The sequence below is a fragment of the Aeromonas popoffii genome, assembly GCF_000820025.1.
GTDB lineage: Bacteria > Pseudomonadota > Gammaproteobacteria > Enterobacterales > Aeromonadaceae > Aeromonas > Aeromonas popoffii.
Map to the genome: position 1 here is coordinate 639 of NZ_CDBI01000006.1, position 26,510 is coordinate 27,148.

Genomic DNA, 26,510 nt, shown 5'->3' on the forward strand with positions numbered 1-26,510 from the left:
AGTTGAGGCAGTTGAGGCAGTATCAGAATTCATTAAAAGAAAAGCCGGGACAAGCCCGGCTTTTTCTTTATCACTCAGCAGCTGCTTCAGCAGCGGCCGGGCGGTCTACCAGCTCAATGTAAGCCATAGGGGCGTTGTCGCCTGCACGGAAACCGCATTTCAGAATGCGAGTATAACCGCCGGCGCGCTCCAGGTAGCGCGGGCCCAGTTCATTGAACAGCTTAGCCACGATCGCGTTATCGCGAGTACGGGCAAATGCCAGGCGACGATTAGCAACGCTATCAGTCTTGGCAAGGGTGATCAGCGGTTCAACTACACGACGCAGCTCTTTTGCCTTAGGCAGAGTCGTCTTGATGATCTCATGACGAACCAGGGAGCTGGCCATGTTGCGGAACATAGCCTGACGATGGCTGCTGTTCCGGTTCAGTTGACGACCACTCAAACGATGGCGCATGACCTTATCCTTCTAACTAAATCTGTGAAACCCGTAATCTGGATTACTCGTCAGCGATGCTGGCGGGCGGCCAATTCTCGAGGCGCATGCCAAGAGACAGACCACGGGAGGCCAACACGTCCTTGATCTCAGTCAGGGACTTCTTACCGAGGTTAGGAGTCTTAAGCAACTCAACTTCGGTACGCTGTACCAGATCACCAATATAGTGGATAGCTTCTGCCTTCAGACAGTTCGCAGAACGAACTGTCAGCTCCAAATCATCGACAGGACGCAGCAGAATCGGATCAAACTCGGGTTTCTCTTCTTTCTTCTCGGGCACGCTGACATCGCGCAGATCCACGAAAGCTTCCAGTTGTTCGGCCAGAATAGTGGCTGAACGACGGATGGCTTCTTCAGGATCCAGAGTACCATTGGTCTCCATGTCGATGACCAGCTTGTCCAAGTCGGTACGCTGTTCCACACGTGCTGCCTCAACATTGTAGGCAATACGAACGATGGGGCTGAACGCGGAGTCCAGCAGCAAGCGACCAATCGGACGCTCTTCATCATCGTTGTGAACACGAGCAGAAGCAGGCACATAACCACGACCGCGCTGAACTTTCAGGCGCATGCTGATTTCAGCATTGGCACCAGTCAGGTGGCAGATTACGTGCTCCGGGTTTACGATCTCGACTTCATCACCGTGAGTGATATCACCAGCGGTAACGGGGCCTGTTCCAGACTTGGTCAGGGACAGAGTTACCTCGTCCTTGCCTTCCAGCTTTACAGCGATACCTTTCAGGTTGAGCAGGATTTCAAGAATGTCTTCCTGTACACCTTCTTTGCTGCTGTACTCATGCAGTACCCCGTCAATTTCGACTTCAGTAACTGCACAACCGGGCATAGATGACAGCAAAATACGACGCAGAGCATTGCCCAGCGTGTGACCAAAGCCACGCTCAAGTGGCTCAAGAGTCACTTTCGCATGAGTCGGGCTAACTTGCTCGATGTCAACTAGCCGCGGTTTAAGAAAATCTGTTACAGAACCCAGCATTGTGTCCTCTCTTTAGAAGCTAGCTTTACTTGGAGTAAAGCTCGACGATCAGCTGTTCGTTAATGTCGGCAGACAGGTCGGAACGCTCTGGCAGACGCTTGAAAGCACCTTCCATTTTAGCGGCATCAACCTCTACCCAAGTCGGCTTCTCACGCTGACCAGCAACTTCCAGGGAAGCTTTGATACGCGCTTGCTTCTTAGCCTTCTCACGAATGCAGATCACGTCCTCAGGGGAAACCTGGAAAGAAGGAATGTTCACAACGCGACCGTTTACCATGATGGCTTTGTGGCTCACCAGCTGACGAGATTCAGCACGGGTGGCGCCGAAGCCCATACGGTAAACAACGTTGTCCAAACGACCTTCCAGCAGCTGCAACAGGTTTTCACCGGTGTTACCCTTTTGACGGGCAGCGTCGCGGTAGTAGTTGCGGAACTGTTTTTCCAATACGCCGTAGATACGACGAACTTTTTGTTTCTCGCGCAGCTGAACACCGTAGTCGGACAGACGCGCTTTACGCGCACCGTGCTGACCAGGGGCGGTGTCAATCTTGCACTTAGAATCAATCGCACGAACACCAGACTTCAGGAAGAGGTCGGTGCCCTCACGACGGCTAAGCTTAAGCTTAGGACCGATATATCTTGCCATCTTCTTTCTCCAACAATCCTAGACCAAGTAGCTACAGCGTTATACGCGGCGCTTCTTGGGAGGACGACAACCGTTGTGCGGGATCGGAGTCACATCAGTAATATTAGTGATGCGGAAACCAGCCGCGTTCAGAGCGCGGATGGAAGACTCACGACCGGGACCCGGACCTTTGACCATGACTTCCAGGTTCTTCACGCCGTATTCTTTGGCGATCTCACCAGCACGCTCAGCAGCTACCTGGGCAGCAAACGGAGTGGACTTACGGGAACCACGGAAACCTGAACCACCGGAGGTAGCCCATGACAGAGCATTGCCCTGACGGTCAGTAATGGTCACGATTGTGTTGTTGAAAGATGCATGAACGTGCGCAATACCGTCGCTCACTTGCTTTTTAACGCGCTTGCGAGCACGAGTCGGAGTTTTAGCCATTTTCTACCTTCCCGTTACTTCTTGATAGCCTTGCGCGGACCCTTACGGGTACGAGCGTTGGTCTTGGTACGTTGACCACGAACAGGCAGGCTACGACGGTGACGCAAACCACGGTAGCAACCCAGATCCATCAATCGCTTGATGTTCATGGAAATCTGACGACGCAGGTCACCTTCAACGGTGAATTTACCTACTTGTTCACGCAGACTCTCAATCTGAGCTTCGTCCAGGTCTTTAATTTTCACATTCTCAGCGATACCGGCTGCGGCACAGATGGCCTTGGAGCGGGTACGACCGACGCCATAAATCGCAGTCAACGCAATGACTGCATGCTTATGGTCAGGAATGTTAATGCCAGCGATACGGGCCACTATTCACTCCTACATATAGTAGATTACGACCACCACAAAGCCCGTGAGCGGATACGTGGCGGTCAACCAATACACAACAAAAGTTGGCTGGCTATATTAGCCAGCACAACTATTTGTTGCAAGTACTAACCGTAAAAAATTAGCCTTGGCGCTGTTTATGCTTTGGCTCGCTGCAAATCACACGCACCACACCGTGACGCTTGATGATTTTGCAGTTACGGCAGATTGCCTTAACGGAAGCACGAACTTTCATTGCTTAACTCCGTAACTACGCCGACCTTTAGCGGCCGTAGCCCTTCAGGTTGGCCTTCCTCAGGACGTCGCCATATTGATGAGACATCATATGGGTTTGTACCTGAGCCATGAAGTCCATGATAACTACCACGATAATCAGCAGCGAAGTGCCACCGAAGTAGAACTGTACGTTCCAAGCAGTCATCAAGAACTGGGGTACCAGACAGATAAAGGTTATATAGAGCGCACCTGCCAATGTCAGGCGAGTCATAACCTTATCGATGTAACGTGCTGTCTGCTCGCCCGGGCGGATCCCCGGGATAAAGGCTCCACTCTTCTTCAGGTTGTCTGCTGTCTCGCGGGGGTTGAACACCAGCGCGGTATAGAAGAAACAGAAGAAGATAATGGCTGCTGCATACAACATCTCATACAAGGGCTGACCCGGCTGCAGGACCATAGAGACCTGTTGCAGGATATCAGCGATCTTGCCGTCGCCCTGACCAAACCAAGAGGTAATGGTCCCTGGGAAAAGGATGATGCTGGATGCGAAAATCGCAGGAATCACACCGGCCATATTCACTTTCAACGGCAGGTGTGTGCTTTGCGCGGCAAATACCTGGCGGCCTTGTTGACGCTTGGCGTAGTTAACGACGATACGACGCTGACCACGTTCCACGAACACCACAAAGTAAGTCACTGCGAAAACAATCAAGCCCAGCAACAACAACAGCAGGATGTGCAATTCCCCTTGACGTGCCTGTTCGGCCGTAGCACCAATGGCATGCGGCAAACCAGCAACGATACCCGTGAAAATAATCAACGAGATACCATTACCGATCCCACGCTCGGTAATCTGTTCACCCAACCACATCAAAAACATGGTACCGGTGACCAGACTCACAACGGCCGTGAAATAGAAGCCCAAACCCGGATGAGTCACGAGTCCCTGCATCATATTCGGCAGACCGGTTGCAATACCAATGGCCTGGAAAGTTCCCAAAACCAGCGTGCCCCAACGGGTATATTGGCTAATCTTGCGACGGCCGGATTCACCTTCTTTCTTGAGTTCAGCAAGAGCGGGGTGAACCACAGTCAGTAGCTGGATAATGATCGATGCCGAAATGTACGGCATGATCCCCAGCGCAAGAATAGAAGCACGCGAGAGTGCACCACCACTGAACATGTTAAACATCTCAATGATGGTGCCCTTCTGTTGTTGGAACAACTCGGCCAGTACGGCGGCGTCAATACCAGGAATCGGCACATAAGAGCCTGCACGGAAAACGATAATCGCCCCGAGAACGAAGAGCAGACGGCTCTTCAGTTCACTCAGACCACCCTGTGCTTTAACATCCAATCCTGGTTTCTTAGCCATTGTACTGATTATTCCTCGATTTTACCGCCAGCGGCCTCGATGGCTGCACGTGCACCTTTGGTGACGGACACACCACGAACGGTCACAGCACGGTCAATGTTGCCAGACAGAACAACTTTAGCGAAAACGATGTTCTTAGTAACAACACCGGCTTGCTTCAGAGTGCTCAGATCGACCACATCACCTTCTACCATGGCGATTTCGTTCAGACGCACTTCGGCAGACACCAAAGATTTGCGAGAGAAGAAACCGAACTTCGGCAGACGGATTTTCAAAGGCATCTGGCCGCCTTCGAAACCAGCGCGGACTTTACCGCCACCGGAACGAGAGGTTTGACCTTTCACACCACGACCACCAGTCTTGCCCAAGCCGGAGCCGATACCACGGCCACGACGTTGTTTTTCAGGCTTGGAACCAGCGGCCGGAGACAGAGTATTCAGACGCATGCTTAGCCCTCCACCTTAACCATGTAATAAACCTGGTTGATCATACCGCGTACGCAGGGAGTATCTTCCAGCTCAACGGTGTGACCAATGCGACGCAGACCCAGACCACGCAGAGTCGCCTTGTGCTTTGGCAGACGGCCGATAGAGCTGCGAGTTTGAGTTACTTTTACAGTGTTAGCCATGTCGCATTACCCCAGAATTTCTTCAACGCGCAGACCACGCTTGGCAGCGATCTGGGCCGGGGATTGACCCTGTACCAGAGCGTCTACAGTTGCGCGAACAACGTTGATTGGGTTGGTGGAACCGTAGGTCTTGGCCAGCACGTTGTGGATACCAGCAACTTCCAGAACAGCACGCATGGCGCCGCCTGCAATGATACCAGTACCTTGTGAGGCCGGCTTCATGAACACGGAGGAACCGGAGTGAACGCCACGCACCGGGTGGTGCAGGGTGCCATTGTTCAGTTCTACCTTGCTCAGGTTACGTTTAGCCTGTTCCATCGCTTTTTGAATAGCGGCCGGAACTTCACGGGCCTTACCGTAACCGTAACCTACACGGCCGTTACCATCACCCACCACGGTCAACGCGGTGAAGGACATGATACGACCACCTTTAACAGTTTTCGAAACACGGTTTACTGCAATCAGCTTTTCTTGCAGTTCGCCGGCTTGAGATTCGACTTTAGCCATCTTCGACTCCTAGCTTAGAACTGAAGACCAGCGTCACGAGCAGCGGTAGCCAGAGCGGCTACACGACCGTGATACTTGAAACCGGAACGATCGAAAGATACGTTCTGAACGCCTTTGGCAATAGCACGCTCAGCGATTGCTTTACCCACTGCGGTAGCTGCATCAGCATTACCGGAGTGTTTGAGCCCTTCACTGATGGCTTTCTCTACTGTAGAAGCAGAGGCCAGAACTTCGGAACCGTTGGCTGCGATAACCTGCGCGTAGATATGACGCGGGGTACGGTGAACAACCAGACGGGTAGCTCCCAGTTCCTGCATCTTCTTCCGAGCACGAGTAGCACGACGGAGACGAGCTGCTTTCTTGTCCATAGTGTTACCTTACTTCTTCTTAGCTTCTTTAGTACGCACTTGCTCGTTGGCATAGCGTACACCCTTGCCCTTGTAGGGCTCCGGAGCGCGGTAAGAACGGATATCGGCGGCGACTTGGCCAACCAGCTGCTTGTCCACACCACGCAGAACGATCTCTGTAGCGGTCGGGCATTCAGCGGTGACACCAGCCGGCAGCGCATGCTCTACCGGGTGAGAGAAGCCCAGGGCCAGCGCGACAGCATTGCCCTTGATGGAGGCTTTGTAACCTACACCAACCAGCTGCAGCTTACGCTCGAAGCCTTGGGTAACACCGATTACCATGTTGTTAGCCAATGCACGTGCAGTACCGGCCTGAGCGTCAGCACCAGCGATGCCGTCGCGCGGGGCGAACTTCAGTACATTGTCTTCTTTGGTCACTTCTACACCGGCGTGGATGGAACGAACCAGAGAACCTTTACCACCTTTGATGGACAGTTCCTGACCGTTCAGAGTCACCTCTACGCCAGCAGGAATAGTGACGGGTGCCTTAGCAACGCGAGACATTTCCGACCTCCTATTAAGCGACGTAGCAGATGATCTCACCGCCCATGCTTGCCTTGCGGGCAGCACGGTCGGTCATCACACCTTTAGACGTGGACACGATAGCAACACCGAGACCGCCCATAACTTTCGGCAGATCAGTAGTGCGCTTGTAAATACGCAGGCCGGGACGGCTCACGCGTTGGATCAGTTCTACAACCGGCTTGCCCTGGAAATATTTCAATTCAATTTCCAGTTCCGGCTTCACATCACCCGCTACAGAGTAGCCAGCGATGTAACCTTCTTCTTTCAGCACTTTGGCGATTGCCACTTTCAGCTTGGAAGAAGGCATGGAAACCGCAACTTTGCTCGCCGCCTGACCGTTACGGATGCGGGTCAGCATGTCCGCGATCGGATCTTGCATGCTCATAGTCTAACTCCCGAGATTCTTACCAAGAGGCCTTTGTGAGGCCTGGAATTTCGCCCTTCATGGCATGCTCACGCACCTTGATGCGAGACAGGCCAAACTTGCGCAGGAAACCGTGCGGACGACCAGTAATATTGCAACGGTTACGCTGGCGGGACGGACTGGAATCACGGGGCAGCTGTTGCAGTTGCAAGACAGCATCCCAACGCGCTTCTTCAGAAGCGTTCATATCAACGATGATAGCTTTCAGCTCGGTTCGCTTAGTGGCGAACTTGGCTACCAGCTTCGCACGCTTTGCTTCACGTGCTTTCATGGATGTTTTAGCCATAACCCTAACCTTACTTGCGGAATGGGAAGTTAAAGGCAGCCAGCAGAGCACGGCCTTCTTCATCGGTATTCGCGGAAGTGGTGATGGTGATATCCAGACCACGAACGCGATCGACTTTGTCATAGTCGATTTCCGGGAAGATGATTTGCTCACGCACGCCCATGGAGTAGTTACCACGACCGTCGAACGCTTTAGCATTCAGGCCACGGAAGTCACGGATACGCGGTACGGAGATGCAAATCAGCCGTTCCAGGAACTCCCACATACGCTCGCCACGCAGGGTTACTTTACAACCTATCGGGTAGCCTTCACGAATCTTGAAGCCCGCAACAGATTTGCGAGCTTTGGTGATCAGCGGCTTCTGACCGGAAATGGCAGCCATATCGGCAGCGGCATTTTCCAACAGCTTTTTGTCAGAGATAGCTTCACCAACACCCATGTTCAGGGTGATTTTCTCGATCCGAGGGACTTGCATGATAGTCTTGTAACCGAACTGTTTGGCCAGTTCATTTACTACATCGGATTTGTAGTAATCATGCAGTTTCGCCATCGTTAAACTCCAATTACTTCACAAGTTCGCCGGTGGATTTGAAGAAACGAACTTTTTTGCCGTCTTCAATCCGGAAACCAACGCGATCAGCCTTGCCAGCGGCAGAGTTGAACAGCGCTACGTTAGAAACGTCCATTGGGGCTTCTTTGCTGATGATACCGCCAGCCTGACCCAGTGCGGGTACCGGCTTTTGGTGTTTCTTCACCAAGTTGATGCCTTCAACGTATACCTTACCTTCGCTTACCAGGACTTGAGTGACTTTGCCACGCTTGCCCTTGTCTTTGCCGGTAAGAACAATCACTTCGTCTTCGCGACGGATTTTAGCTGCCATCGTTCGACTCCTTACAGTACTTCGGGTGCCAGGGACACAATCTTCATGAACTTCTCATTACGCAGTTCACGGGTCACCGGGCCAAAAATACGAGTACCGATTGGCTGTTGGTTGCCGTTAAGCAAAACAGCCGCATTGTTGTCGAAACGGATGACTGAGCCGTCCGGACGACGAACGCCTTTACGGGTGCGTACGACCACCGCATTATATACATCACCTTTCTTCACTTTACCGCGAGGAATGGCTTCCTTGATGGAAACTTTGATGATGTCGCCGATGCCGGCGTAACGGCGGTGCGAGCCACCCAGAACCTTAATACACATTACACTGCGAGCGCCGGAGTTGTCGGCTACGCCCAGCATACTTTGCATCTGGATCATTTTAGTGCTCCGCTTTGTTTACTTCTTATCCCTCTCGGGATCTGGCTGCCTTCAAAAGGCGCGAAACTATAACACAGGATTTTTAGAAAAGGTAGCCTAAAAAACAAACGGCCCCGCTAAGGGGCCGTTTGGGCTAAAAAGTACCGATTAGGCCTTTTCTAAGATTGCAACCAGGGTCCAGGACTTGGTCTTGGACAGCGGGCGGCACTCGCGGATTTCCACGAGATCGCCAGCTTTACACTCGTTGTTCTCATCATGTACGTGCAGCTTGGTAGTGCGCTTGATGATCTTACCGTAGATCGGGTGCTTTACCTTGCGCTCGATAGCAACAGTGATGGATTTCTCCATCTTGTCGCTGATTACACGACCTTGCAGAGTACGGATCTTGTCAGTCATTACGCACCTGCCTTCTCAGTCAGTACAGTCTTGATACGTGCGACGTCACGACGCACTTGTTTCAGAGTGTGAGTCTGAGCCAGCTGGCCGGTGGACGCTTGCATGCGCATGTTGAATTGCTCACGCAGCAGGCCCAGCAGCTCCTGGTTCAGTTCATCGACGCTCTTTTGACGCAGATCTTGGGCTTTCATCACATCACCGTCTTAATTACGAAAGTGGTCTGAACAGACAGCTTAGCTGCGGCCAGGGCAAACGCTTCACGCGCCAGAGCCTCAGGTACACCGTCCATCTCGTACAGAACCTTGCCAGGCTGGATCGGGCAAACCCAATATTCCACGTTACCCTTACCTTTACCCATACGAACTTCGAGGGGCTTTTCGGTGATGGGCTTGTCCGGGAATACGCGGATCCAGATCTTACCTTGACGCTTAACGTGACGGGTCATGGCACGACGGGCTGCTTCGATTTGACGAGCAGTCAGTTGGCCACGAGATGTCGCCTTCAAGCCAAAGGTACCGAAGGATACTTCGTTACCAGAGGTGGCCAGACCGCGGTTACGACCCTTGTGGGTCTTGCGGAATTTAGTACGCTTAGGTTGCAACATTTACCGAATCTCCTTACTTACCGCGGCGTTTGTTATCGCGCTTGGGCTTTGCAGGAGCTTGCTCTTGAGCAGCGGCAGCATTAACTGCAGCCAGACCACCCAGAACTTCGCCCTTGAAGATCCAAACTTTAACGCCGATCACACCGTAAGTGGTGTGGGCTTCAGAAGTTGCGTAGTCGATGTCGGCACGCAGGGTGTGCAAAGGCACACGACCTTCACGGTACCATTCGGTACGCGCGATTTCAGCACCGCCCAGACGACCAGACACTTCCACTTTGATGCCCTTGGCACCCAGGCGCATTGCGTTTTGTACGGCGCGCTTCATAGCACGACGGAACATAACGCGACGTTCCAGCTGGGAAGTGATGCTGTCGGCAACAAGCTTGCCATCCAGCTCCGGCTTACGGACTTCGGAAATGTTGATCTGAGCAGGCACGCCGGCAATCGCGGCTACAGCTTTGCGCAGTTTCTCAACGTCTTCGCCTTTCTTACCGATCACAACACCCGGACGAGCGGTGTGAATGGTCACACGGATGCTCTTGGCCGGACGCTCGATGGTGATCTTGGACAAGGACGCATTTTTCAGTTCCTTGGTCAGGAACTGGCGTACTTGAAAATCGCTGTACAGGTTGTCAGCGAAGTCTTTGGTGTTCGCGAACCAGGTAGAATTCCAAGGCTTGGTAATACCCAGGCGAATGCCATTAGGATGTACTTTCTGACCCATTGCTTATCTCCCAGCCTTAGCGTCGGATACCACTACAGTGATGTGAGCGGTACGCTTGAGGATACGATCCGCACGACCTTTGGCACGCGGACGGATGCGCTTCATGGAGGGACCTTCGTCGACCATGATAGTAGCAACACGCAGGGCGTCGATGTCGGCGCCTTCGTTGTGCTCAGCGTTTGCAATGGCAGATTCCAGCACTTTCTTAACCAGCACAGCAGCCTTTTTCGGGCTGAAGGTCAAGAGATTCAGAGCCTTGTCTACGGACAGACCACGTACTTGATCGGCTACCAGACGAGCTTTCTGGGCAGAAGTACGGGCATAACGGTGTTTAGCGATAGCTTCCATCATTTATCCCTTAGCGCTTCTTAGCCTTCTTATCAGCAGCATGGCCGCGATAAGTACGAGTCGGTGCGAATTCACCCAGTTTGTGACCGATCATTTCTTCGGTAACGAAAACCGGAACGTGCTGACGACCATTATGGACAGCGATGGTCAAACCGATCATGTTCGGGATGATCATTGAACGACGGGACCAGGTCTTAACCGGCTTTTTATCCCCGCTTTCCACCGCTTTCTCTACCTTCTTCAGCAAGTGCAGGTCAATAAATGGACCCTTCTTGAGAGAACGTGGCATGGTGATTCCTCTATGTTAACAATTACTTGTTACGACGACGTACGATGTACTTGTCGGTACGCTTGTTCTTACGGGTCTTGAAGCCTTTAGCCTTCTGGCCCCATGGGGACACAGGCTGCATGCCCTTGTTACGACCCTCACCACCACCGTGCGGGTGGTCGACCGGGTTCATCGCCATACCGCGAACGGTCGGACGAATACCACGCCAGCGGTTGGCACCGGCTTTACCCAGTTGACGCAACATGTGCTCGGAGTTACCGACTTCACCGATGGTGGCGCGGCACTCGGCCAGAACTTTACGTACTTCGCCGGAACGCAGACGCAGAGTTACATAGTTACCTTCACGAGCCAGGATCTGGATGAAAGTACCAGCGGAACGAGCCAGCTGGGCACCTTTACCAGGTTTCATCTCAACGGCGTGAACAGTCGAACCGACCGGGATGTTGCGCATCGGCAGGGCGTTACCTACCTTGATTGCGGCATCAGCACCAGAAGCGATAGCGTCACCAGCTTTCAGACCTTTCGGAGCCAGGATGTAACGACGCTCACCGTCTGCATACAACACCAGAGCGATGTTAGCGGTACGGTTAGGATCGTATTCCAGGCGCTCTACTTTGGCCGGGATACCGTCTTTGTCGCGCTTGAAGTCGACGATACGGTAATGCTGCTTGTGACCACCACCGATATGACGGGTAGTGATACGACCGTTGTTGTTACGACCACCGGACTTGCTCTTGCTGTCCAGCAGAGCGGCAAAGGGCTTACCCTTGTACAGCTCTTGATTGACGATCTTAACGACGTGGCGGCGGCCCGGAGAAGTAGGCTTGCACTTAACGATTGCCATTTTTCAGAACTCCTCTTACTCGGCTGCGCCCATGAAGTCGATGTCCTGACCAGCTTTCAGGGTCACATAAGCCTTTTTCCAATCGGAACGACGGCCTACGCGTGCACCTGCGCGCTTGGTTTTACCCTTCATGTTCAGGGTACGGACGGTCTCAACTTCGACCTCGAACAGTTTCGCAACTGCAGCTTTGACTTCCGCCTTGGTGGCGTCGACAGCAATTTTGAACACGATAGTGTTCTGCTTCTCGGCGACCATGGTGCTCTTTTCAGAGATATGCGGAGCCTTCAGAACTTTCAACAGACGCTCTTCGCGGATCATGCCAGCATCTCCTCGATTTGCTTAACTGCATCAGCAGTCATCAGAACCTTGTCGAAAGCGATCAGGCTGACCGGGTCGATACCGGCAACATCACGCACGTCAACTTTGTACAGGTTGCGAGCAGCCAGGAACAGGTTCTCATCGACTTCAGCTGTCACAATCAGAACGTCAGTCAGTTCCATCTCTTTCAGCTTGGCGATCAGTTCTTTGGTCTTCGGCGCTTCGATGCCGAATTTCTCGACAACGATCAGGCGCTCTTGACGTACCAGTTCGGACAGGATGCTACGGATAGCGCCGCGGTACATCTTCTTGTTTACTTTTTGGCTGTGATCTTGCGGCTTAGCAGCAAAAGTCACACCACCGGAACGCCAAATGGGCGAACGGATGGAGCCAGCACGGGCACGACCAGTACCCTTCTGACGCCACGGCTTTTTGCCGCCACCAGACACTTCAGAGCGAGTCAGCTGCGCGCGAGTACCCTGACGGGCACCTGCGGCATATGCAACGACGACCTGGTGAACCAGAGCTTCGTTGAATTCGCGCCCGAAGGTAGTCTCGGAAACTTCAAGAGCGCTCTTGGCGTCTTTCATTACCAATTCCATTACTATCTCCTCAGACGTTACGCTTTGACGGCAGGTTTGACGATCACGTTGCCGTTGGTTGCACCTGGGACTGCACCTTTGATGAGCAGCAGGTTACGTTCAGCGTCAACACGAACCAGTTCCAGGTTCTGAGTCGTTACACGCTCAGCACCCATGTGACCAGCCATCTTTTTGCCCTTGAATACACGACCCGGAGTCTGGTTCTGACCGATAGAACCCGGAGCGCGGTGAGACAAGGAGTTACCGTGGGTCATATCCTGGGTGCGGAAGTTGTGGCGCTTAACAGTACCAGCAAAACCTTTACCCTTGGATGTGCCAGTAACGTCTACCAGCTTAACGTCAGCGAGAAGATCTACTTTCAGCTCGCTACCAACAGTGAAAGCTTCACCGTTGTTCAGGCGGAATTCCCACAGACCGCGACCGGCTTCTACACCAGCTTTGGCGAAGTGGCCAGCTTCCGGCTTGGTCACACGGCTGGCTTTCTTGGCGCCAGTGGTAACCTGAATAGCGTTGTAGCCGTCGGTTTCTACAGATTTGACCTGAGTTACACGGTTAGCTTCAACTTCGATAACAGTCACCGGGATAGAAACGCCATCTTCAGTGAAGATGCGAGTCATACCCACTTTGCGACCTACAAGACCGATTGTCATTGTTATCAACCTCTTTCCGTAATTAACCCAGGCTGATCTGGACGTCTACACCGGCTGCCAGATCCAGACGCATCAGAGCGTCCACGGTCTTGTCAGTCGGCTCAACGATGTCTACCAGACGCTTGTGAGTGCGGATCTCGTACTGATCACGCGCATCTTTGTTGACGTGCGGGGAGATCAGGACGGTGAAGCGCTCTTTGCGAGTCGGCAGCGGAATAGGACCGCGAACCTGCGCGCCGGTGCGCTTTGCAGTTTCAACGATTTCCGCAGTGGATTGATCAATCAGGCGATGATCAAAAGCCTTCAGGCGGATACGGATTCTTTGGTTCTGCATTGACAGAGCTCCAATAGATAAAAGAACATAAACCAACACCGCCCGACCGGGAGTAATCCCGCCAGAGGTGTGATTTTTCACGTTTCCCCCCATATCGGGAGGACTGTATGGCTGGCTCTCGTAAACGAGGAACTCAGCAGCAGACATATCGTCTGGCTTACCTCATGGGTAAGCGGAGGGGATTATACGGATTTTTCAAATTTTCGCAAGGGAGAACGAACAGATTGTGCGCAGTTTTATGTGGCAGATGGATCTCGCCGGCGGTGACACCATTTCCTGCCAATCGGGGGTAACGACAATCTTACAAACAGGCTGGTAGACTCTGCGCCTGCCTCCGTCAGTGGAACGACATCCAATGCTCAAAGATCAAAAGAAAGCCTATCAGTATGGACTCTGCGCCGTTGCCCTCTGGTCGACGGTTGCCACCGCCTTCAAGATTTCCCTCGCCTACTTCGAACCTGTGCAATTGCTGCTTGTCGCCGCCTTCACCTCGACCCTGACTCTCGGCGCTATCGTAGCCAAACAGGGCAAGCTGGCGCTGCTGCTGAGTTACCTCAAGGCTCGCCCCTTCTACTATCTGGCGCTGGGGGTATTGAATCCCTTCCTCTATTACCTGTTGCTGTTCAAGGCCTATGACCTGCTGCCCGCGCAGCAGGCGCAGACCCTCAACTACACCTGGGCCATCACCCTCAGTCTGCTAGCCGTTCCCTTTCTCGGCCAGAAGCTGCGCCGCCGCGACGGGGTCGCAATAGTACTGGGCTACTTCGGCGCCCTGGTGATCGCTACCCGGGGAGATGTGCTCGGCCTGCAATTCGACAGCCCGCTCGGGGTGACGCTGGCGCTGGTATCGACCCTTATCTGGGCCAGTTACTGGATCCTCAACACCCGCAATCAGGGAGACCCCATCGTCAGTCTGCTGATCGGCTTCATCATCAGTCTTCCTTTCATCATCGCGGCGACCTGGCTGCTCTCCGATTTTGCCATGACCGCCTGGCAGGGCTGGGCCGGCGCCATCTATGTGGGCCTGTTCGAGATGGGCTTCGGCTTCGTGCTCTGGCTGATGGCCCTGCGCCACGCCACCAACACAGCCCCCATCAGCAACCTCATCTTCATCTCGCCATTTGCCTCCCTGGTGCTGCTCAACCTGCTCATTGGTGAAACCATACACCCGGCCACCCCAATAGGGCTTGGGCTGATCGTGGCCGCCCTGCTGATCCAGCAGCTCAAATACGGCAAGCGCTACCGCAAGAGCACCGAGCCGCAAGCCTGACAATGCAAAAGGGCGTATCCATGGATACGCCCTTCTCTCAATCCATCCACTCCAGTGGCTGGTTCTTGGGTAGCCTGATCTCCACCAGCAAGCCCCCCAGTTCTGAGCGCCCCAGCCGTATGGTGCCATGGTGCTGGGAGACAATCTTGGCAACTATGGCCAACCCCAGGCCGCTGCCACTGCCGGTGCGGGCCTCGTTGCCCTGGGTAAACGGCTTGAGCACCCGGTTGTAGTCCTGCTCCGGAATGCCGGGGCCATTGTCTGACAGCCGTAGCCGCACCCAGTGGCCATCATCCTTTAGCTCGGCCTGCAAACAGCTCGCACCATAGCGCAACGAGTTACCAGACAAGTTGTTGAGGATGCGCCGGATGCTGATGGGATTGCAGGCCACACGCACCGCCTCTTCCGGCAATTCGAGATCCACCTCCAGCCCCTGATCGGTCTGCACCAACAGCACGTCGTGGATCAGCTGGGTCAGGTCGATTTGCTGGGTATCCAGCCCCTCGTCCGGCCGAATGTAGTCGATGAACTGATCTATGATGCCGTTGGACTCGTCAATGTCCGCATTGATGCTCTCCTTGAGATACTCATCCCCGGAAGACATCATTTCGGTCGCCAGCCGGATGCGGGTCAACGGGGTGCGCAGATCGTGGGAGACCCCGGCCATCATCAGATTGCGTTCCTCGATCAACCCCTTGATCGAGCTCGACATGTGGTTGAAGGTGCGGGTCAATCGGCGAACCTCCCGCGAGCCCAGCTCTCCCAGTGCATCGGGGAAGTTGCCACGGGCCACGGCCACGGCACCGGCCTCCAGATCCTCCAGCGGACGCACCAGCTGGCGGGCAAAGCGCCAGGCCGCGAACAGGGTCACCACCAGCAACACACTCATGTAGAGGAGCAGCGGCTCTATGTCGTCATCCTCGATCTCGGTCAGCGGGATGCGAACCCACACCCGATTGGCCTGGGGCGGCTGGATCCAGATGATGTAGTGATCCTGGATCTCGACCCGCACCTTGGTCTTGCCCCCCAGCTCGCGGCTGATGCTCTCTTCCAGATAGGCGTAGGGCTTGGAGTCATTGAGCCCGTGCTGCTCCGCCTCTGTCTGGGTATAGATGTCGCTACCGGTCGCCACATAGACCAGCGCCTCGGCATCTTCGCTCAGCGCCAGCTGGTTGCTTTCGACCGGAAAGATGAGTTTGACCTGATTGGCCAACAGGTGGCTGATCTGCTTGACGGTCGGCGCCAGCAGATAGTTGTAGAAAGTGGCATAGGAGACAAACTGATAGACCACCAGGACAGCGGCCAGAAACCAGAGCATGCGGGAAAACATGCTGCTCACTTTCTTCATGCGCCATCACCGTCCGGCACGAAGACGTAACCCAAGCCCCAGACGGTCTGCAAGTAACGGGGTTGGGCCGGGTCCTGCTCCAGCAGGCGGCGCAAACGGGAAACCTGCACGTCTATGCTGCGCTCGGTCGCCGTATATTCACGGCCCCTGGCCAGGTTCATCAGCTTGTCGCGGGAGAGGGGCTCACGGGGATGACTGACCAGCACCTTGAGCACGGCAAATTCGCCACTGGTCAGGGCCACCGGCTCGCCATCACGACTGAGTTCACGCGTCGCCAATTTGAGCTGATAGTTGCCGAAGGTCACCATCTTCTCGGCGGTCGAGGGAGCCCCGGGCAGTTCGATTGTATGACGGCGCAGCACGGCGCGGATCCGCGCCAGCAATTCACGCGGGTTGAACGGCTTGGGCAGATAGTCGTCGGCCCCCATCTCGAGCCCGACGATGCGATCCACCTCATCGCCCTTGGCGGTGAGCATCAGCACCGGGATCTGGTTGCCAGCCTCGCGCAGGCGACGACAGATGGAGAGGCCATCCTCCCCCGGCAGCATCAAGTCCAGTACCATCAGGCTGAAATTTTCACGAGTCAGCAGGCGATCGGCCTGTTCACCATTGGCAACGCCACGAACCACGAATCCCTGTTCGGTCAGATAACGCTCCAACAGGGAACGTAATTTCAAATCATCGTCGACGACCAGAACCTTGTATTGCTGACTCATTGCTTGCCTCTCCTCTCGATATGTTGCCAATACTAGGGCTCGGGCCCCCAACGGCAAAGCATAAATATGTTACTGGTTATTGCCCATGGCAGCCGCCTTGTGGCCCTCATGCTACGCCTGCAGGCTCCGCTCCCCCATGACGACACAGGTTTTGCTCGACAGCGAAGCAACAGCGGATAAGATCGGCCGAGCCACAAGAGGCCCATCAGCCCACATTGACGCAGGTACTTGATATCCATGAAGACCAAGCTGATCACCCGCGAAGGCTACAACAAGCTGAAAGAAGAGCTCGATTTCCTATGGCGCGAAGAGCGCCCCGAGACAACCCGCAAGGTGGCCTGGGCCGCCAGCCTGGGCGATCGCAGCGAGAATGCCGACTACCAGTACAACAAGAAGCGGCTGCGGGAGATCGACAGGCGGGTGCGCTACCTGCGCAAATGCCTCGAGGAGCTGGGGATCGTCGATTATGCCCCCGCCCAGGAAGGCAAGGTGTTCTTCGGCGCCTGGGTCGAGGTGGAGAACGACGAGGGCGAGACCAAGCGCTTTCGCATCGTCGGTTATGACGAGATCTTTGGCCGCAAGGATTACATCTCCATCGACGCCCCCATGGCCCGCGCCTTGCTCAAGAAGGAGGTAGGGGATGAGGCCATAGTGCCTACGCCAATCGGTGACGCCTGCTGGTATGTCACCGAGATCAGTTATCCGAAGTGACGGGAAGCCCTCGCTTCCCCACCATGGATAACAGCTGATACCCTTCCCGTCCACGTAACGAGCCTCCATGACGGGGATCCGGTCCGCCCGCCTCCTCTCCTGCCATTCGGCCCGACGGCCATGCATGTCACCGGGGTGGCATAGCGCCGCCCGACCTCATATAGTGCTCACATTTAGCGCCTTGGGTGCGGGCCTGTCTCGGCGACGCTCAATCCACACCATGCGGCCCCCTAATGATGTAGAGAAGCGACAAGCTGACAAGCGGCAACCCGGCCGCAGCAAGTCGAGCCCCCCCAGGCTAGTTGGATAGAAGCGACCACAGAGATCCCAGATGCACAGCCATATCATAGAGAGACAGATTGCCGGTGAGCTCAATGCCCGTCCGGAACAGGTGCAGGCGGCCGTGCGCCTGCTGGATGAAGGCTCGACCGTTCCCTTTATCGCCCGTTATCGCAAAGAGGTAACCGGTGGCCTGGACGACAGCCAGCTCCGCACTCTGGAGAGCCGCCTCGGCTATCTGCGTGAACTGGAGGATCGCCGCCTGGTGATCCTGCGCTCCATCGAGGAGCAGGGCAAACTCACCCCGGAATTGGCGCGTGAGCTGAAGGGTGCCGACAGCAAGACCCGGCTGGAAGATCTCTATCTCCCCTACAAACCCAAGCGTCGTACCAAGGGGCAGATGGCTATTGAAGCGGGGCTCGAACCGCTGGCCAACCTGCTACTCACCGACCCGATGCAGGATCCCGAACAAGCGGCGACCGCCTTCCTGAATCCCCAGCTGGGGATTACCGACAGCAAGACCGCCCTCGACGGCGCCCGCTACATACTGATGGAGCGCTTCGCCGAGCAGGCCGACCTGCTGGAGAAGCTACGTGACTACCTGTGGCACAACGCCACCCTTCGCGCCCGCATGGTGGCTGGCAAGGAGCAGGAAGGAGCCAAGTTCAAGGACTACTTCGAGCACGACGAGCCGCTGCACAAGGCCCCTTCCCACCGTGTGCTGGCCATGCTGCGCGGTCGCAACGAGGGCATCCTCAATCTGGCGCTGGTGACGGGCGAGGAGACAAGCGCCAGCCCCTGCGAAGGGATCATAGCCCACCACCTCAAGCTGAATCTGCAAAACCGCCCGGCCGACAAGTGGCTGCAGGGGGTGGTGAGCTGGACCTGGAAGATCAAGCTCTCCTTGCAGATGGAAACCGAGCTGATCGGCCGTATCCGCGAATCAGCAGAAGACGAGGCCATCAAGGTGTTCGCCATGAACCTCCAGGATCTGCTGATGGCAGCGCCGGCAGGCATGCGCTGCACCATGGGGCTGGATCCGGGCATCCGCACCGGGGTCAAGGTGGCCGTGGTCGACGCCACCGGCAAGCTGGTCGATCACGCCACCATCTATCCGTTCGAACCGAAACGCCAGATTGATCAAAGCCTCAAGACCCTGAGCGAGCTGTGCCAGAAGCACAAGGTCGAGCTCATCAGTATCGGCAACGGCACCGCCTCGCGAGAGACCGACCGGCTGGTCAGCGATCTGTTCGAGCGCTACCCCGCAGCCAAAGCACAGAAGATAGTAGTGAGCGAAGCGGGGGCATCTGTCTATTCCGCCTCCGAGCTTGCCTCCCTGGAATTCCCGGATCTCGACGTCTCGATCCGTGGCGCCGTCTCCATCGCCCGCCGCCTGCAGGATCCCCTGGCCGAACTGGTCAAGATAGATCCCAAGAGTATCGGTGTGGGCCAATATCAGCACGACGTCGGCCAGAGCCAGCTGGCCCGCCGACTGGATGCGGTGGTAGAAGATTGCGTGAACGCGGTCGGGGTCGATGTGAATACCGCCTCGGTCGCCCTGCTGAATCGGGTTTCAGGTCTATCCCAGACGCTGGCCCAGAATATCGTCATCTATCGGGACGAGCACGGCGCCTTTCAGAACCGCCAGCAGTTGCTCAAGGTGAGCCGACTCGGCCCCAAGGCATTCGAGCAGTGCGCAGGCTTCCTGCGCATTCGCGGGGGCAGCAACCCCCTCGACAGCTCGGCGGTGCACCCGGAGTCCTATCCGGTGGTAGAGCGGATCCTCGCCAAGCTGGAGCAGACCGTCACCAGCCTGCTTGGCAACGGCAGTCTGCTGCGCAGCCTGAAGCCGGCCGACTACACCGATGAGCAGTTCGGTCTACCCACTGTCACCGACATCATAGGTGAGCTGGATAAACCGGGCCGCGACCCGCGACCCGAGTTCAAGACCGCCACTTTCAAGGAGGGGGTGGAGAAGATAAGCGACCTGGTGCCCGAGATGATATTGGAGGGCGTGGTCACCAACGTCACCAACTTCGGCGCCTTCGTCGATATCGGCGTCCATCAGGATGGACTGGTGCATATCTCCTCCCTGACCGATCGCTTCGTCAAGGATCCCCGCGAGGTGGTCAAAGCGGGTGATATCGTGAGGGTCAAGGTGCTGGAGGTGGATGCCCCGCGCAAGCGGATCAGCCTGACCATGCGACTGGACGAAAAAGCCGGACAGCCGGCTCGCAAACCTGCGGAATCCCGCAACGTGAATGCTGGCAGTGCCAAGCCGAGACCGGCGCCGCAACCAAGTACGCCAGTGGGCGGCGCCATGGGCAACGCCTTCGCGGCAGCCCTCTCCAAAGCAAAGAAATAAACCGCCAAGAAATGAAAAAAGCCCCGAAAGGGGCTTTTTTTGCAAGAGGCCAAGGCTCATTGAGTGAGGGCGGCCAGAATAGTGTCAGAGTCCTGATGCCGGGTCAGCACCTCTCGCAGTCGATTGAATGCCTTGCAGGCCTCCTGCGGGTACTTGCCATAGGAAACCACGCCGGTATGACTCCAACCGGCCGCCAACAAGACCTTCTTCTTGAAATGAGTGCCTTCAGTTCCGCCACCACCAAGCTGCATCAAAAATTGTTCCATCTGAAGGTGAGGAGGGGGAACGCGGGAGAAGATGGCAAAGTCTTCCGGTTTGACTTCATCAAAGTGCATGACGACTCCTGTGAGGATGAATGGGATTACCCCCAGATTAGTTGCAAATACCCGGGGCGTGACCGAAAAATCAGGGGGAAGAGGCGGCGCGGCACTCAGACGTTCAGACTGACACCCTGTTGCGCAGCAGGCTTGACCGCCTGTTGATAACGCTGGGCAATAACCTGATTGCGCTGCTCCATGTAGCCGCTCAATACACCTCTCTTGGCGCTGCCATCGGCCGCCAGGGCGGTATCCGGATCGGATGAAAGCAGCGCCTTGCGGGCATGAGCCTCCTTGGCAGCGGCACTTCTGGCCACGCTCAGATCCTGTGCGGAAGGATCCGCCGGGGCCAGGGCGGCGGCACGTACCTGTTGCATCTTGGCGATGGTCGCCCTGGGATCGCCGGGAATGGTCCCGATATCAATGGAGACGCCCCCGCCGGTGGCGTAGCGCTTGCCATCCGGTCCCATCGAGAACTGATAGGTCGGGCTACCGGCATACTGACCACCGGTAGCCTGATGAGCCTGCTCGTGGGCTCGCACTTCCTGATCCCTGTCTACCAGCGCCTTGACCTGCAGCTCCTGCTTCTGTTGCTGCTCCTGCTGCCTGGGATCCTGCTGTTGCTTGTTGCGCTGCCCGTCTTCCCCCGTGGCCTCAACGACGCGGTGATCAACCGGTGTTTGCGGGTTGCCGGTCTGGGAAGCTTCCCGCGTCTGCTGGGAACTCTGGTTGGGATTGGCCTGGCTAGCCTTGGACTTGTCTTTCTGTGAGCCGACTTCAGGCTCGGCATTAAATACCTCGCTCTGGCGGGCCTGGGGGATGAGGGCTGCACGGCGATTGTCAGTGCGTGCGGATTCCGTCTGCGGTTGCAGCTGATTAGGAATCATGGTCGGCAGACTGACGTTGATGTTCATCTCACACCCGGATATCGATCAGCGTACCCATAACATCACTGGCGGTCTGGATCACCTTGGCCGACGCCCCGGCCTGTATTTCGGCCACCTTGAGGTTGACCAGTTCATCAGGCAGTTGTACCTGGTCACCGCTCGGGGTGTTGAGCCGAGCGATCTGGCTGGATGCCTGATCGGCAATCTGTTCCGCTCGCTGAAACCCTTGTACACCGCTGTTCAATGCAGAATCTATACGCATGATGACTCTCCTCTGACGCTGGATTAATTATCCGTCACGCCAGAGGATTAATGAAGCAAATAGGTTGTTTTTCAACCAACAAAATGTCGAATGATTTCAACGAACTGCTGCGGATGGGAAATAAAGGGTGCGTGCGAGGCCTTCTCCAGCACCAGGCTGTGACTGGCCGGATAGCGTTCGTCCAGCAGCGGTATGGCCGCTTTGGGCACCAGCGAATCCAGCCGGCCATAGACCCGCAACCAGGGCAGGCTCAGCGTGGTCAGTTCATCGCGCAAGTCGACCTCCGCCAGCAAACCGAGTCCGGCCTCCAGCGCCGCAAGCTGGGGAGCCGGGCGCTCTGCCAACCAGTGGCGCAGCTGGCGGATATCATCCCGGGCATGTTCGCTGCCCATGGCCTGGATAGCGAGGAATCGTTCTATGGTCTGCTTGAAATCCCCCGCCAGCATCTGATTGAAACCGGTCAGCACCTTGGGGGCGATCCCCGGCCAGTCGTCACGGGCCATGAAACAGGGGGAGCTGGCTACCGTGATAAGCGAAAGGCATCGCTCAGGCTGGGTTAGCGCCAACTGGCTCGCCACCAGACCACCGAGGGACCAACCGAGCAAATGGCACTTCTGCGGCAAGACAGCGGCGACCTGCTCCGCCAACCAGGGCAAGGAATAATCACTCCCATCAAGCAGCGAACTGTTGCCAAACCCGGGCAAGTCCACCAGATGTATCCGATACTGGGCCGCCAACTGCTGGGCAATCCCCTGCCAGACTGCGCCATTCATGCCCCATCCGTGCAACAGCACCAGGTCGGGCCCCTGACCAAATCGCTCTACCGATACGCTCATCTAGACTCAAGATCCCTGTTCATTCTCTTGGGGTCAGCATGTTAAAGCGACTGCTCGCCAAAGCAAGTCCGATCCTTGGCAACCATGCCGACTGGCAGGGTCACTGTCTGCTCTGCCAACAGCCTTGCGATGAACAGCCGCTGCTCTGCAGCTGGTGCCAACAGGCCCTCCACCAGCCCTATCACAAATGCAGCTTGTGTGCGGCGCCCTTGCCGGAATCAGACGGGGAAGCCGAACCTGTCTGCGGACACTGCCAGCGCAGGCCACCGCCCTGGCAGCGGTTGCAGGTCATTGGTGACTACCTGCCCCCCTACTCCATGCTCATTCCCCAGTTGAAGTATTCTGGCCAGATCCTGCTGGCACCGCTGCTCGCCCGTCTGCTGGCAGATCATCTGGAGAGAGACGATCCCCCCGAAGCCATCATTCCGGTTCCCCTGCACTGGTGGCGGCAGTGGTGGCGCGGCTTTAATCAGGCAGAAGAGATCGCCATCACCCTCAGCGAGATCACCGGCATCCCTTGCGACACCCGGCTGCTGCGCAGAACCCGAGCCACTCCGCAGCAGACCCGGCTCAGTGCCGCTCAGCGGCGACGGAATCTGCGCGGAGCCTTCCACATCCAGCCTCACCACTATCGGCATGTCGCCCTGCTCGACGATGTGGTGACCACGGGGGCGACGGCGGGTCAGCTCACCCGCATGCTTCACGAGAGCGGCATCGAAAAAGTGGACGTGTGGGCCATGTGCCGTACGCTCAAACACATAAAATGACACTCGATATCTGTCCCGCAAGCGCAGGCACATCAGGCTGCCATAGGGATATTTGACATATGCGCGGCACCATCTGCATGCTACCCAAGCACTGCCAAGCGAGTTATCATGAATACCCTAGTCGTACACTCAGGTTTATGAGGATAGTGATGATCAGCATTTCCGACACCGCCCAGGCCCATTTCCGTAAACTGCTGGAAAAACAGCCTGATGGCACCAATATCCGGGTGTTTGTGGTCAATCCGGGAACCCAGAATGCCGAGTGCGGCGTATCATATTGCCCACCCGACGCGGTCGATCCGGAAGATCAACACCTGCCCTTCAGCGGCTTCGACTGCCTGGTCGATCCGCTGAGCACCCCTTTCCTGGTCGATGCCACCATCGACTTTGTTACCGATCAGATGGGCTCCCAGCTCACGCTGAAAGCCCCCAATGCCAAAATGCGCAAGGTGGACGACGATGCACCGCTGATCGATCGCATCGAATACGTGCTGATGTCCGAGGTGAATCCCATGCTGGCCGGTCACGGTGGCAAGGTCACGCTGGTTGAGCTGACCGAAGACAAGCTGGCCATTTTGCAGTTTGGCGGCGGTTGCAACGGCTGCTCCATGGTTGATTACACCCTGAAAGAGGGGATCGAGAAGCAGCTGCTGGAGAAATTCCCGGGCGAGCTCAACGGCGTCAAAGATGCCACCGAGCACCAGCGCGGCGATCACTCCTACTATTGATCGAATGCCAGTGGCGATCACCCGACAAGCTTGATCCCCCCTGACCACACATGAAAAGGCCCCGCCAATCTGGCGGGGCCTTTTGCTATCCAGCATCAGCGGATGGCTTATTCGTCGCGCTTGTCCCGGCTAAGCAGGGCGATGGCAGCCTCTTTCGGGTTCTTGCCCTGATAGAGCACCTGAAAAATCTGCTCGCAGATGGGCATCTCGACGCCACAACGGGCCGCCAGCAGATGCACCTCCTTGGTGTTGCGATAGCCTTCCACCACCTGACCTATCTCGGCCATGGCGGTATCCATGCTCTTGCCAGCCCCGAGGGCCAGACCGAAGCGACGGTTGCGCGACTGGTTGTCGGTACAGGTGAGCACCAGATCCCCGAGCCCAGCCATCCCCATGAAGGTTTTGGCGTCGGCACCCAGGGCCGCTCCCAGACGCTGCATCTCCACCAAGCCCCGGGTGATGAGCGCGGTTCTGGCGTTGGCGCCAAATCCCAGCCCGTCGGAGAGACCGGCACCGATGGCGATGACGTTCTTGACGGCGCCGCCGAGCTGCATACCGACGAAGTCCGGATTGGTATAGACCCGGAACGAGCGACCGCAGTGCAGCAACAGCGAGAGATCATCGGCAAAGTCATCGTGAGTCGACGCCACCGAGATGGCGGTCGGCAGGCCGGCGGCCAACTCCTTGGCAAAGGTGGGGCCGGAGATCACCGCCAGCGGGATCGCCTCACCCAGCACCTCACGTGCCACGTCTTGCAACAGGCGGCCGCTGTCTGGTTCCAGCCCCTTGGTGGCCCAGGCGATACGGGTATCGGGGCGCAGGAAGGGCTTGACCTGAGCCAGCACTTGGCCGAACACATGGCTCGGCACCACCAGCAGCAGCACGGGAGCTGCTTGCACCGCAGCCTGCAGATCGGCGGTCAGTTGCAGATCGGCAGGGAAAGGGACATCCGGCAGAAAAGCCTTGTTGCAGCGCTCTTGTTCCAGCTCGGCGACATGGGCTGGGTCGTGACCCCACAGCAGGGTCGGATGACCGTTGCGCGCCAGAGAAATGGCAAGGGCGGAGCCATAAGACCCCGCCCCCAAGACCGAGATAGCGATCTGGTCAGCCATTATCAGGCTTCCGCAGTCGCCTGCTGGGCCTGTGCTTGCGCCATGTGCTGGGCAAACAGGGCATCGAAGTTGACCGGTGCCAGGTTCAGCTGCGGGAAGGAACCCTTGCTCACCATGTTGGCCACGGCTTCGCGGGCGTACGGGAACAGGATGTTCGGGCAGAAGGCCGCCAGGCAGTGGGCCAGTTGCGGCTCCGGCAGGTTGCCTATGGTGAAGATACCTGCCTGCTGTACTTCGCACAGGAAGGCAGTTTCGGTTTCCAGCTTGCAGGTCACGGTCAGGGTCAGCACAACCTCATACACGCCATCCGCCAGGATATTGGTCTTGGTGTCCATGTCCAGCTTGACGTCCGGCTGCCACTCTTTCTGGAAGATGTGCGGGGTATTAGGGGCTTCGAAAGAGACATCCTTGGTGTAAACACGCTGGATGTGGAATTCCGGTTGTACTTCCTGGTTGTTGATTTCGTCAGCCATTTCGTTTGATTCCTTTTAAGAAAATATGTGGGCGCAGGCCCTTCAATCAGCGTTTTTTGGTCACCGGCAGATTATCTGCACGCCACTGGGCCATGCCACCGCTGAGCACATACACCTGCTTGAAACCGGCCTTGCTCAGTTGGCGACCTGCGCCACCAGCGGTCATCCCCGACTCGCACACCACTATGATGGGGGCATCTTGATGCTTTTCAACTGGACCCAGGTTATTGCTCTGGATCTGGCTGAGCGGCAAGTGCTTGGCACCGGCCAGATGGCCCTTGGTAAACTCTTCCTGACTGCGAATGTCCACCACAATGGCATTTTCGCGGTTGATCAGCAGGGTAGCCGTGTGGTTGCTCACCGTTTTAACCGGAGAAAAACGAGCACGCACCGTGGTGTAAACCAGGGTGCCTGCCAGGCCGAACCAAGCTGCGGTCAGCAGCGGGTTACGGGCCGCAAAATCCAAATACTCTTGCATCTTCTACTATCCAGGGACCAAGACAAGGACCCGAGTATACATGGGGACCCCACCAAGATCAGCCATCTTGGCGGCAAAGCGGGAGCGGGCTCCCATCGGGCAGGTGCGCGATAAAGGATCGGAATAAAAAATGGCGTCCGACGCTTTGGGGCGAGGATTCGTCGAGCAGGGAGACAAGCCGGCGACAAAGGGGAAACAGGCTGGCAACAGCCCTGAGCGACGGTGGCCGAGGCTTGGCTATCAGGTGACTATTTCGGCAGATGTAGTAATAT

The 26,510-nt window shown here is 56.3% G+C and carries 42 protein-coding genes; 5 read left to right on the forward strand and 37 right to left on the reverse strand.

Annotated elements, in window-relative coordinates:
* Positions 1 to 70 precede the first annotated feature (70 nt).
* The 28 genes from rplQ to rpsJ form a co-directional block, all read right to left on the reverse strand.
* Entirely contained in the window at positions 71 to 454 is a 384-nt protein-coding gene (rplQ, locus tag BN1129_RS00675) for a 50S ribosomal protein L17 (RefSeq protein WP_005307999.1), read from the reverse strand.
* Positions 455 to 497: 43 nt separating this feature from the next.
* Entirely contained in the window at positions 498 to 1,487 is a 990-nt protein-coding gene (locus BN1129_RS00680) for a DNA-directed RNA polymerase subunit alpha (protein ID WP_005307997.1), read from the reverse strand.
* A gap of 25 nt (positions 1,488 to 1,512) precedes the next feature.
* Positions 1,513 to 2,133 (reverse strand): 30S ribosomal protein S4, encoded by a 621-nt coding sequence (gene rpsD, locus BN1129_RS00685; RefSeq protein WP_042033855.1) that lies wholly within the window; start codon positions 2,131 to 2,133, stop codon positions 1,513 to 1,515.
* Positions 2,134 to 2,172: 39 nt separating this feature from the next.
* Positions 2,173 to 2,562 (reverse strand): 30S ribosomal protein S11, encoded by a 390-nt coding sequence (gene rpsK, locus BN1129_RS00690; RefSeq protein WP_005319702.1) that lies wholly within the window; start codon positions 2,560 to 2,562, stop codon positions 2,173 to 2,175.
* A gap of 14 nt (positions 2,563 to 2,576) precedes the next feature.
* Positions 2,577 to 2,933 (reverse strand): 30S ribosomal protein S13, encoded by a 357-nt coding sequence (gene rpsM, locus BN1129_RS00695; RefSeq protein ID WP_005307991.1) that lies wholly within the window; start codon positions 2,931 to 2,933, stop codon positions 2,577 to 2,579.
* Between the two features lie 139 nt (positions 2,934 to 3,072).
* Entirely contained in the window at positions 3,073 to 3,186 is a 114-nt protein-coding gene (gene rpmJ, locus BN1129_RS21975; RefSeq protein WP_005319705.1) for a 50S ribosomal protein L36, read from the reverse strand.
* 27 nt (positions 3,187 to 3,213) lie between these two features.
* Positions 3,214 to 4,542 carry a preprotein translocase subunit SecY gene (gene secY, locus BN1129_RS00700; RefSeq protein WP_042033856.1) on the reverse strand — a complete coding sequence of 443 codons (1,329 nt, stop codon included), beginning with the start codon at positions 4,540 to 4,542 and terminating at the stop codon, positions 3,214 to 3,216.
* Between the two features lie 8 nt (positions 4,543 to 4,550).
* Entirely contained in the window at positions 4,551 to 4,988 is a 438-nt protein-coding gene (gene rplO, locus BN1129_RS00705; RefSeq protein WP_005319708.1) for a 50S ribosomal protein L15, read from the reverse strand.
* 2 nt (positions 4,989 to 4,990) lie between these two features.
* On the reverse strand, positions 4,991 to 5,170 hold the full coding sequence (rpmD, locus tag BN1129_RS00710; protein ID WP_005307985.1) for a 50S ribosomal protein L30: 180 nt from the start codon (positions 5,168 to 5,170) through the stop codon (positions 4,991 to 4,993).
* A 6-nt stretch (positions 5,171 to 5,176) separates the two neighbouring features.
* Positions 5,177 to 5,677 (reverse strand): 30S ribosomal protein S5, encoded by a 501-nt coding sequence (gene rpsE / locus BN1129_RS00715; protein WP_005319713.1) that lies wholly within the window; start codon positions 5,675 to 5,677, stop codon positions 5,177 to 5,179.
* Between the two features lie 14 nt (positions 5,678 to 5,691).
* Positions 5,692 to 6,045, reverse strand: a complete 354-nt coding sequence (gene rplR / locus BN1129_RS00720) for a 50S ribosomal protein L18 (RefSeq protein WP_042033858.1) — start codon at positions 6,043 to 6,045, stop codon at positions 5,692 to 5,694.
* Between the two features lie 9 nt (positions 6,046 to 6,054).
* Entirely contained in the window at positions 6,055 to 6,588 is a 534-nt protein-coding gene (rplF, locus tag BN1129_RS00725; protein ID WP_005319720.1) for a 50S ribosomal protein L6, read from the reverse strand.
* A gap of 13 nt (positions 6,589 to 6,601) precedes the next feature.
* Complete coding sequence (gene rpsH, locus BN1129_RS00730; protein WP_005307980.1) at positions 6,602 to 6,994, reverse strand: 30S ribosomal protein S8; 393 nt, start codon at positions 6,992 to 6,994, stop codon at positions 6,602 to 6,604.
* Between the two features lie 19 nt (positions 6,995 to 7,013).
* A complete protein-coding gene (gene rpsN, locus BN1129_RS00735) occupies positions 7,014 to 7,319 on the reverse strand; it encodes a 30S ribosomal protein S14 (RefSeq protein ID WP_042033860.1) in 306 nt (101 codons plus the stop codon).
* Between the two features lie 10 nt (positions 7,320 to 7,329).
* Entirely contained in the window at positions 7,330 to 7,869 is a 540-nt protein-coding gene (gene rplE / locus BN1129_RS00740; RefSeq protein ID WP_005319725.1) for a 50S ribosomal protein L5, read from the reverse strand.
* 13 nt (positions 7,870 to 7,882) lie between these two features.
* Positions 7,883 to 8,200: a 50S ribosomal protein L24 gene (gene rplX, locus BN1129_RS00745; protein WP_042033862.1), complete on the reverse strand. Its 318-nt coding sequence runs from the start codon at positions 8,198 to 8,200 to the stop codon at positions 7,883 to 7,885.
* Positions 8,201 to 8,211: 11 nt separating this feature from the next.
* A complete protein-coding gene (rplN, locus tag BN1129_RS00750) occupies positions 8,212 to 8,580 on the reverse strand; it encodes a 50S ribosomal protein L14 (protein WP_005890908.1) in 369 nt (122 codons plus the stop codon).
* Between the two features lie 147 nt (positions 8,581 to 8,727).
* Positions 8,728 to 8,976: a 30S ribosomal protein S17 gene (gene rpsQ / locus BN1129_RS00755; protein WP_005319730.1), complete on the reverse strand. Its 249-nt coding sequence runs from the start codon at positions 8,974 to 8,976 to the stop codon at positions 8,728 to 8,730.
* Positions 8,976 to 9,167: a 50S ribosomal protein L29 gene (gene rpmC / locus BN1129_RS00760; RefSeq protein ID WP_005319733.1), complete on the reverse strand. Its 192-nt coding sequence runs from the start codon at positions 9,165 to 9,167 to the stop codon at positions 8,976 to 8,978. Before rpmC ends, rpsQ begins: the two co-directional genes overlap by 1 nt.
* Positions 9,167 to 9,580 carry a 50S ribosomal protein L16 gene (gene rplP, locus BN1129_RS00765; protein WP_005340612.1) on the reverse strand — a complete coding sequence of 138 codons (414 nt, stop codon included), beginning with the start codon at positions 9,578 to 9,580 and terminating at the stop codon, positions 9,167 to 9,169. The genes rpmC and rplP overlap by 1 nt, the downstream gene beginning before the upstream one ends.
* Before the next feature lie 13 nt (positions 9,581 to 9,593).
* Entirely contained in the window at positions 9,594 to 10,304 is a 711-nt protein-coding gene (gene rpsC / locus BN1129_RS00770; protein WP_005890900.1) for a 30S ribosomal protein S3, read from the reverse strand.
* Between the two features lie 3 nt (positions 10,305 to 10,307).
* Positions 10,308 to 10,652 (reverse strand): 50S ribosomal protein L22, encoded by a 345-nt coding sequence (gene rplV, locus BN1129_RS00775; RefSeq protein WP_033130007.1) that lies wholly within the window; start codon positions 10,650 to 10,652, stop codon positions 10,308 to 10,310.
* Between the two features lie 10 nt (positions 10,653 to 10,662).
* Complete coding sequence (gene rpsS / locus BN1129_RS00780) at positions 10,663 to 10,941, reverse strand: 30S ribosomal protein S19 (RefSeq protein ID WP_005307960.1); 279 nt, start codon at positions 10,939 to 10,941, stop codon at positions 10,663 to 10,665.
* 22 nt (positions 10,942 to 10,963) lie between these two features.
* Complete coding sequence (gene rplB / locus BN1129_RS00785) at positions 10,964 to 11,785, reverse strand: 50S ribosomal protein L2 (protein ID WP_005340614.1); 822 nt, start codon at positions 11,783 to 11,785, stop codon at positions 10,964 to 10,966.
* 15 nt (positions 11,786 to 11,800) lie between these two features.
* Positions 11,801 to 12,103 (reverse strand): 50S ribosomal protein L23, encoded by a 303-nt coding sequence (gene rplW, locus BN1129_RS00790; protein WP_042019359.1) that lies wholly within the window; start codon positions 12,101 to 12,103, stop codon positions 11,801 to 11,803.
* Complete coding sequence (rplD, locus tag BN1129_RS00795) at positions 12,100 to 12,705, reverse strand: 50S ribosomal protein L4 (protein WP_005340616.1); 606 nt, start codon at positions 12,703 to 12,705, stop codon at positions 12,100 to 12,102. The genes rplW and rplD overlap by 4 nt, the downstream gene beginning before the upstream one ends.
* A gap of 17 nt (positions 12,706 to 12,722) precedes the next feature.
* Entirely contained in the window at positions 12,723 to 13,355 is a 633-nt protein-coding gene (rplC, locus tag BN1129_RS00800) for a 50S ribosomal protein L3 (protein WP_042033865.1), read from the reverse strand.
* 22 nt (positions 13,356 to 13,377) lie between these two features.
* On the reverse strand, positions 13,378 to 13,689 hold the full coding sequence (rpsJ, locus tag BN1129_RS00805) for a 30S ribosomal protein S10 (RefSeq protein WP_005307944.1): 312 nt from the start codon (positions 13,687 to 13,689) through the stop codon (positions 13,378 to 13,380).
* A gap of 355 nt (positions 13,690 to 14,044) precedes the next feature.
* On the opposite strand from rpsJ, the gene BN1129_RS00810 reads away from it, so the two are divergent.
* Entirely contained in the window at positions 14,045 to 14,959 is a 915-nt protein-coding gene (locus tag BN1129_RS00810; RefSeq protein ID WP_042033867.1) for a DMT family transporter, read from the forward strand.
* Positions 14,960 to 14,996: 37 nt separating this feature from the next.
* On the opposite strand, the gene envZ is transcribed toward BN1129_RS00810, so the two are convergent.
* Both envZ and ompR read right to left on the reverse strand, forming a co-directional pair.
* On the reverse strand, positions 14,997 to 16,307 hold the full coding sequence (gene envZ, locus BN1129_RS00815; RefSeq protein ID WP_042033869.1) for a two-component system sensor histidine kinase EnvZ: 1,311 nt from the start codon (positions 16,305 to 16,307) through the stop codon (positions 14,997 to 14,999).
* Complete coding sequence (gene ompR, locus BN1129_RS00820) at positions 16,304 to 17,023, reverse strand: osmolarity response regulator transcription factor OmpR (RefSeq protein WP_042033870.1); 720 nt, start codon at positions 17,021 to 17,023, stop codon at positions 16,304 to 16,306. The genes envZ and ompR overlap by 4 nt, the downstream gene beginning before the upstream one ends.
* Before the next feature lie 237 nt (positions 17,024 to 17,260).
* On the opposite strand from ompR, the gene greB reads away from it, so the two are divergent.
* Together greB and BN1129_RS00830 are read left to right on the forward strand one after the other, a co-directional pair.
* Positions 17,261 to 17,734, forward strand: coding sequence for a transcription elongation factor GreB (gene greB / locus BN1129_RS00825; protein WP_042033872.1), 474 nt, complete (start codon positions 17,261 to 17,263; stop codon positions 17,732 to 17,734).
* Between the two features lie 331 nt (positions 17,735 to 18,065).
* Positions 18,066 to 20,378: a Tex family protein gene (locus BN1129_RS00830; RefSeq protein ID WP_042033873.1), complete on the forward strand. Its 2,313-nt coding sequence runs from the start codon at positions 18,066 to 18,068 to the stop codon at positions 20,376 to 20,378.
* Positions 20,379 to 20,434: 56 nt separating this feature from the next.
* Here the strand turns inward: BN1129_RS00830 and BN1129_RS00835 are convergent, their stop codons facing one another.
* The 4 genes from BN1129_RS00835 to bioH form a co-directional block, all read right to left on the reverse strand.
* Complete coding sequence (locus BN1129_RS00835; RefSeq protein ID WP_042033875.1) at positions 20,435 to 20,713, reverse strand: hypothetical protein; 279 nt, start codon at positions 20,711 to 20,713, stop codon at positions 20,435 to 20,437.
* A gap of 95 nt (positions 20,714 to 20,808) precedes the next feature.
* Positions 20,809 to 21,609: a putative metalloprotease CJM1_0395 family protein gene (locus BN1129_RS00840; protein ID WP_042033876.1), complete on the reverse strand. Its 801-nt coding sequence runs from the start codon at positions 21,607 to 21,609 to the stop codon at positions 20,809 to 20,811.
* A gap of 1 nt (position 21,610) precedes the next feature.
* Entirely contained in the window at positions 21,611 to 21,844 is a 234-nt protein-coding gene (locus tag BN1129_RS00845; RefSeq protein WP_042033877.1) for a hypothetical protein, read from the reverse strand.
* A gap of 71 nt (positions 21,845 to 21,915) precedes the next feature.
* Entirely contained in the window at positions 21,916 to 22,680 is a 765-nt protein-coding gene (gene bioH / locus BN1129_RS00850) for a pimeloyl-ACP methyl ester esterase BioH (protein WP_042033878.1), read from the reverse strand.
* 38 nt (positions 22,681 to 22,718) lie between these two features.
* Between bioH and BN1129_RS00855 the strand changes: the two genes are divergently transcribed.
* Positions 22,719 to 23,447 (forward strand): ComF family protein, encoded by a 729-nt coding sequence (locus tag BN1129_RS00855; protein WP_042033881.1) that lies wholly within the window; start codon positions 22,719 to 22,721, stop codon positions 23,445 to 23,447.
* A 149-nt stretch (positions 23,448 to 23,596) separates the two neighbouring features.
* Positions 23,597 to 24,175, forward strand: coding sequence for a Fe-S biogenesis protein NfuA (nfuA, locus tag BN1129_RS00860; RefSeq protein ID WP_042033882.1), 579 nt, complete (start codon positions 23,597 to 23,599; stop codon positions 24,173 to 24,175).
* A 107-nt stretch (positions 24,176 to 24,282) separates the two neighbouring features.
* On the opposite strand, the gene gpsA is transcribed toward nfuA, so the two are convergent.
* From gpsA to BN1129_RS00875, 3 genes are read right to left on the reverse strand one after another with little or no spacing between them, the layout of a single operon-like run.
* On the reverse strand, positions 24,283 to 25,287 hold the full coding sequence (gene gpsA / locus BN1129_RS00865) for an NAD(P)H-dependent glycerol-3-phosphate dehydrogenase (RefSeq protein ID WP_042033883.1): 1,005 nt from the start codon (positions 25,285 to 25,287) through the stop codon (positions 24,283 to 24,285).
* Between the two features lie 2 nt (positions 25,288 to 25,289).
* Positions 25,290 to 25,760, reverse strand: a complete 471-nt coding sequence (secB, locus tag BN1129_RS00870; protein WP_005319808.1) for a protein-export chaperone SecB — start codon at positions 25,758 to 25,760, stop codon at positions 25,290 to 25,292.
* Between the two features lie 46 nt (positions 25,761 to 25,806).
* On the reverse strand, positions 25,807 to 26,238 hold the full coding sequence (locus BN1129_RS00875) for a rhodanese-like domain-containing protein (protein ID WP_042033885.1): 432 nt from the start codon (positions 26,236 to 26,238) through the stop codon (positions 25,807 to 25,809).
* Positions 26,239 to 26,510 lie beyond the last annotated feature (272 nt).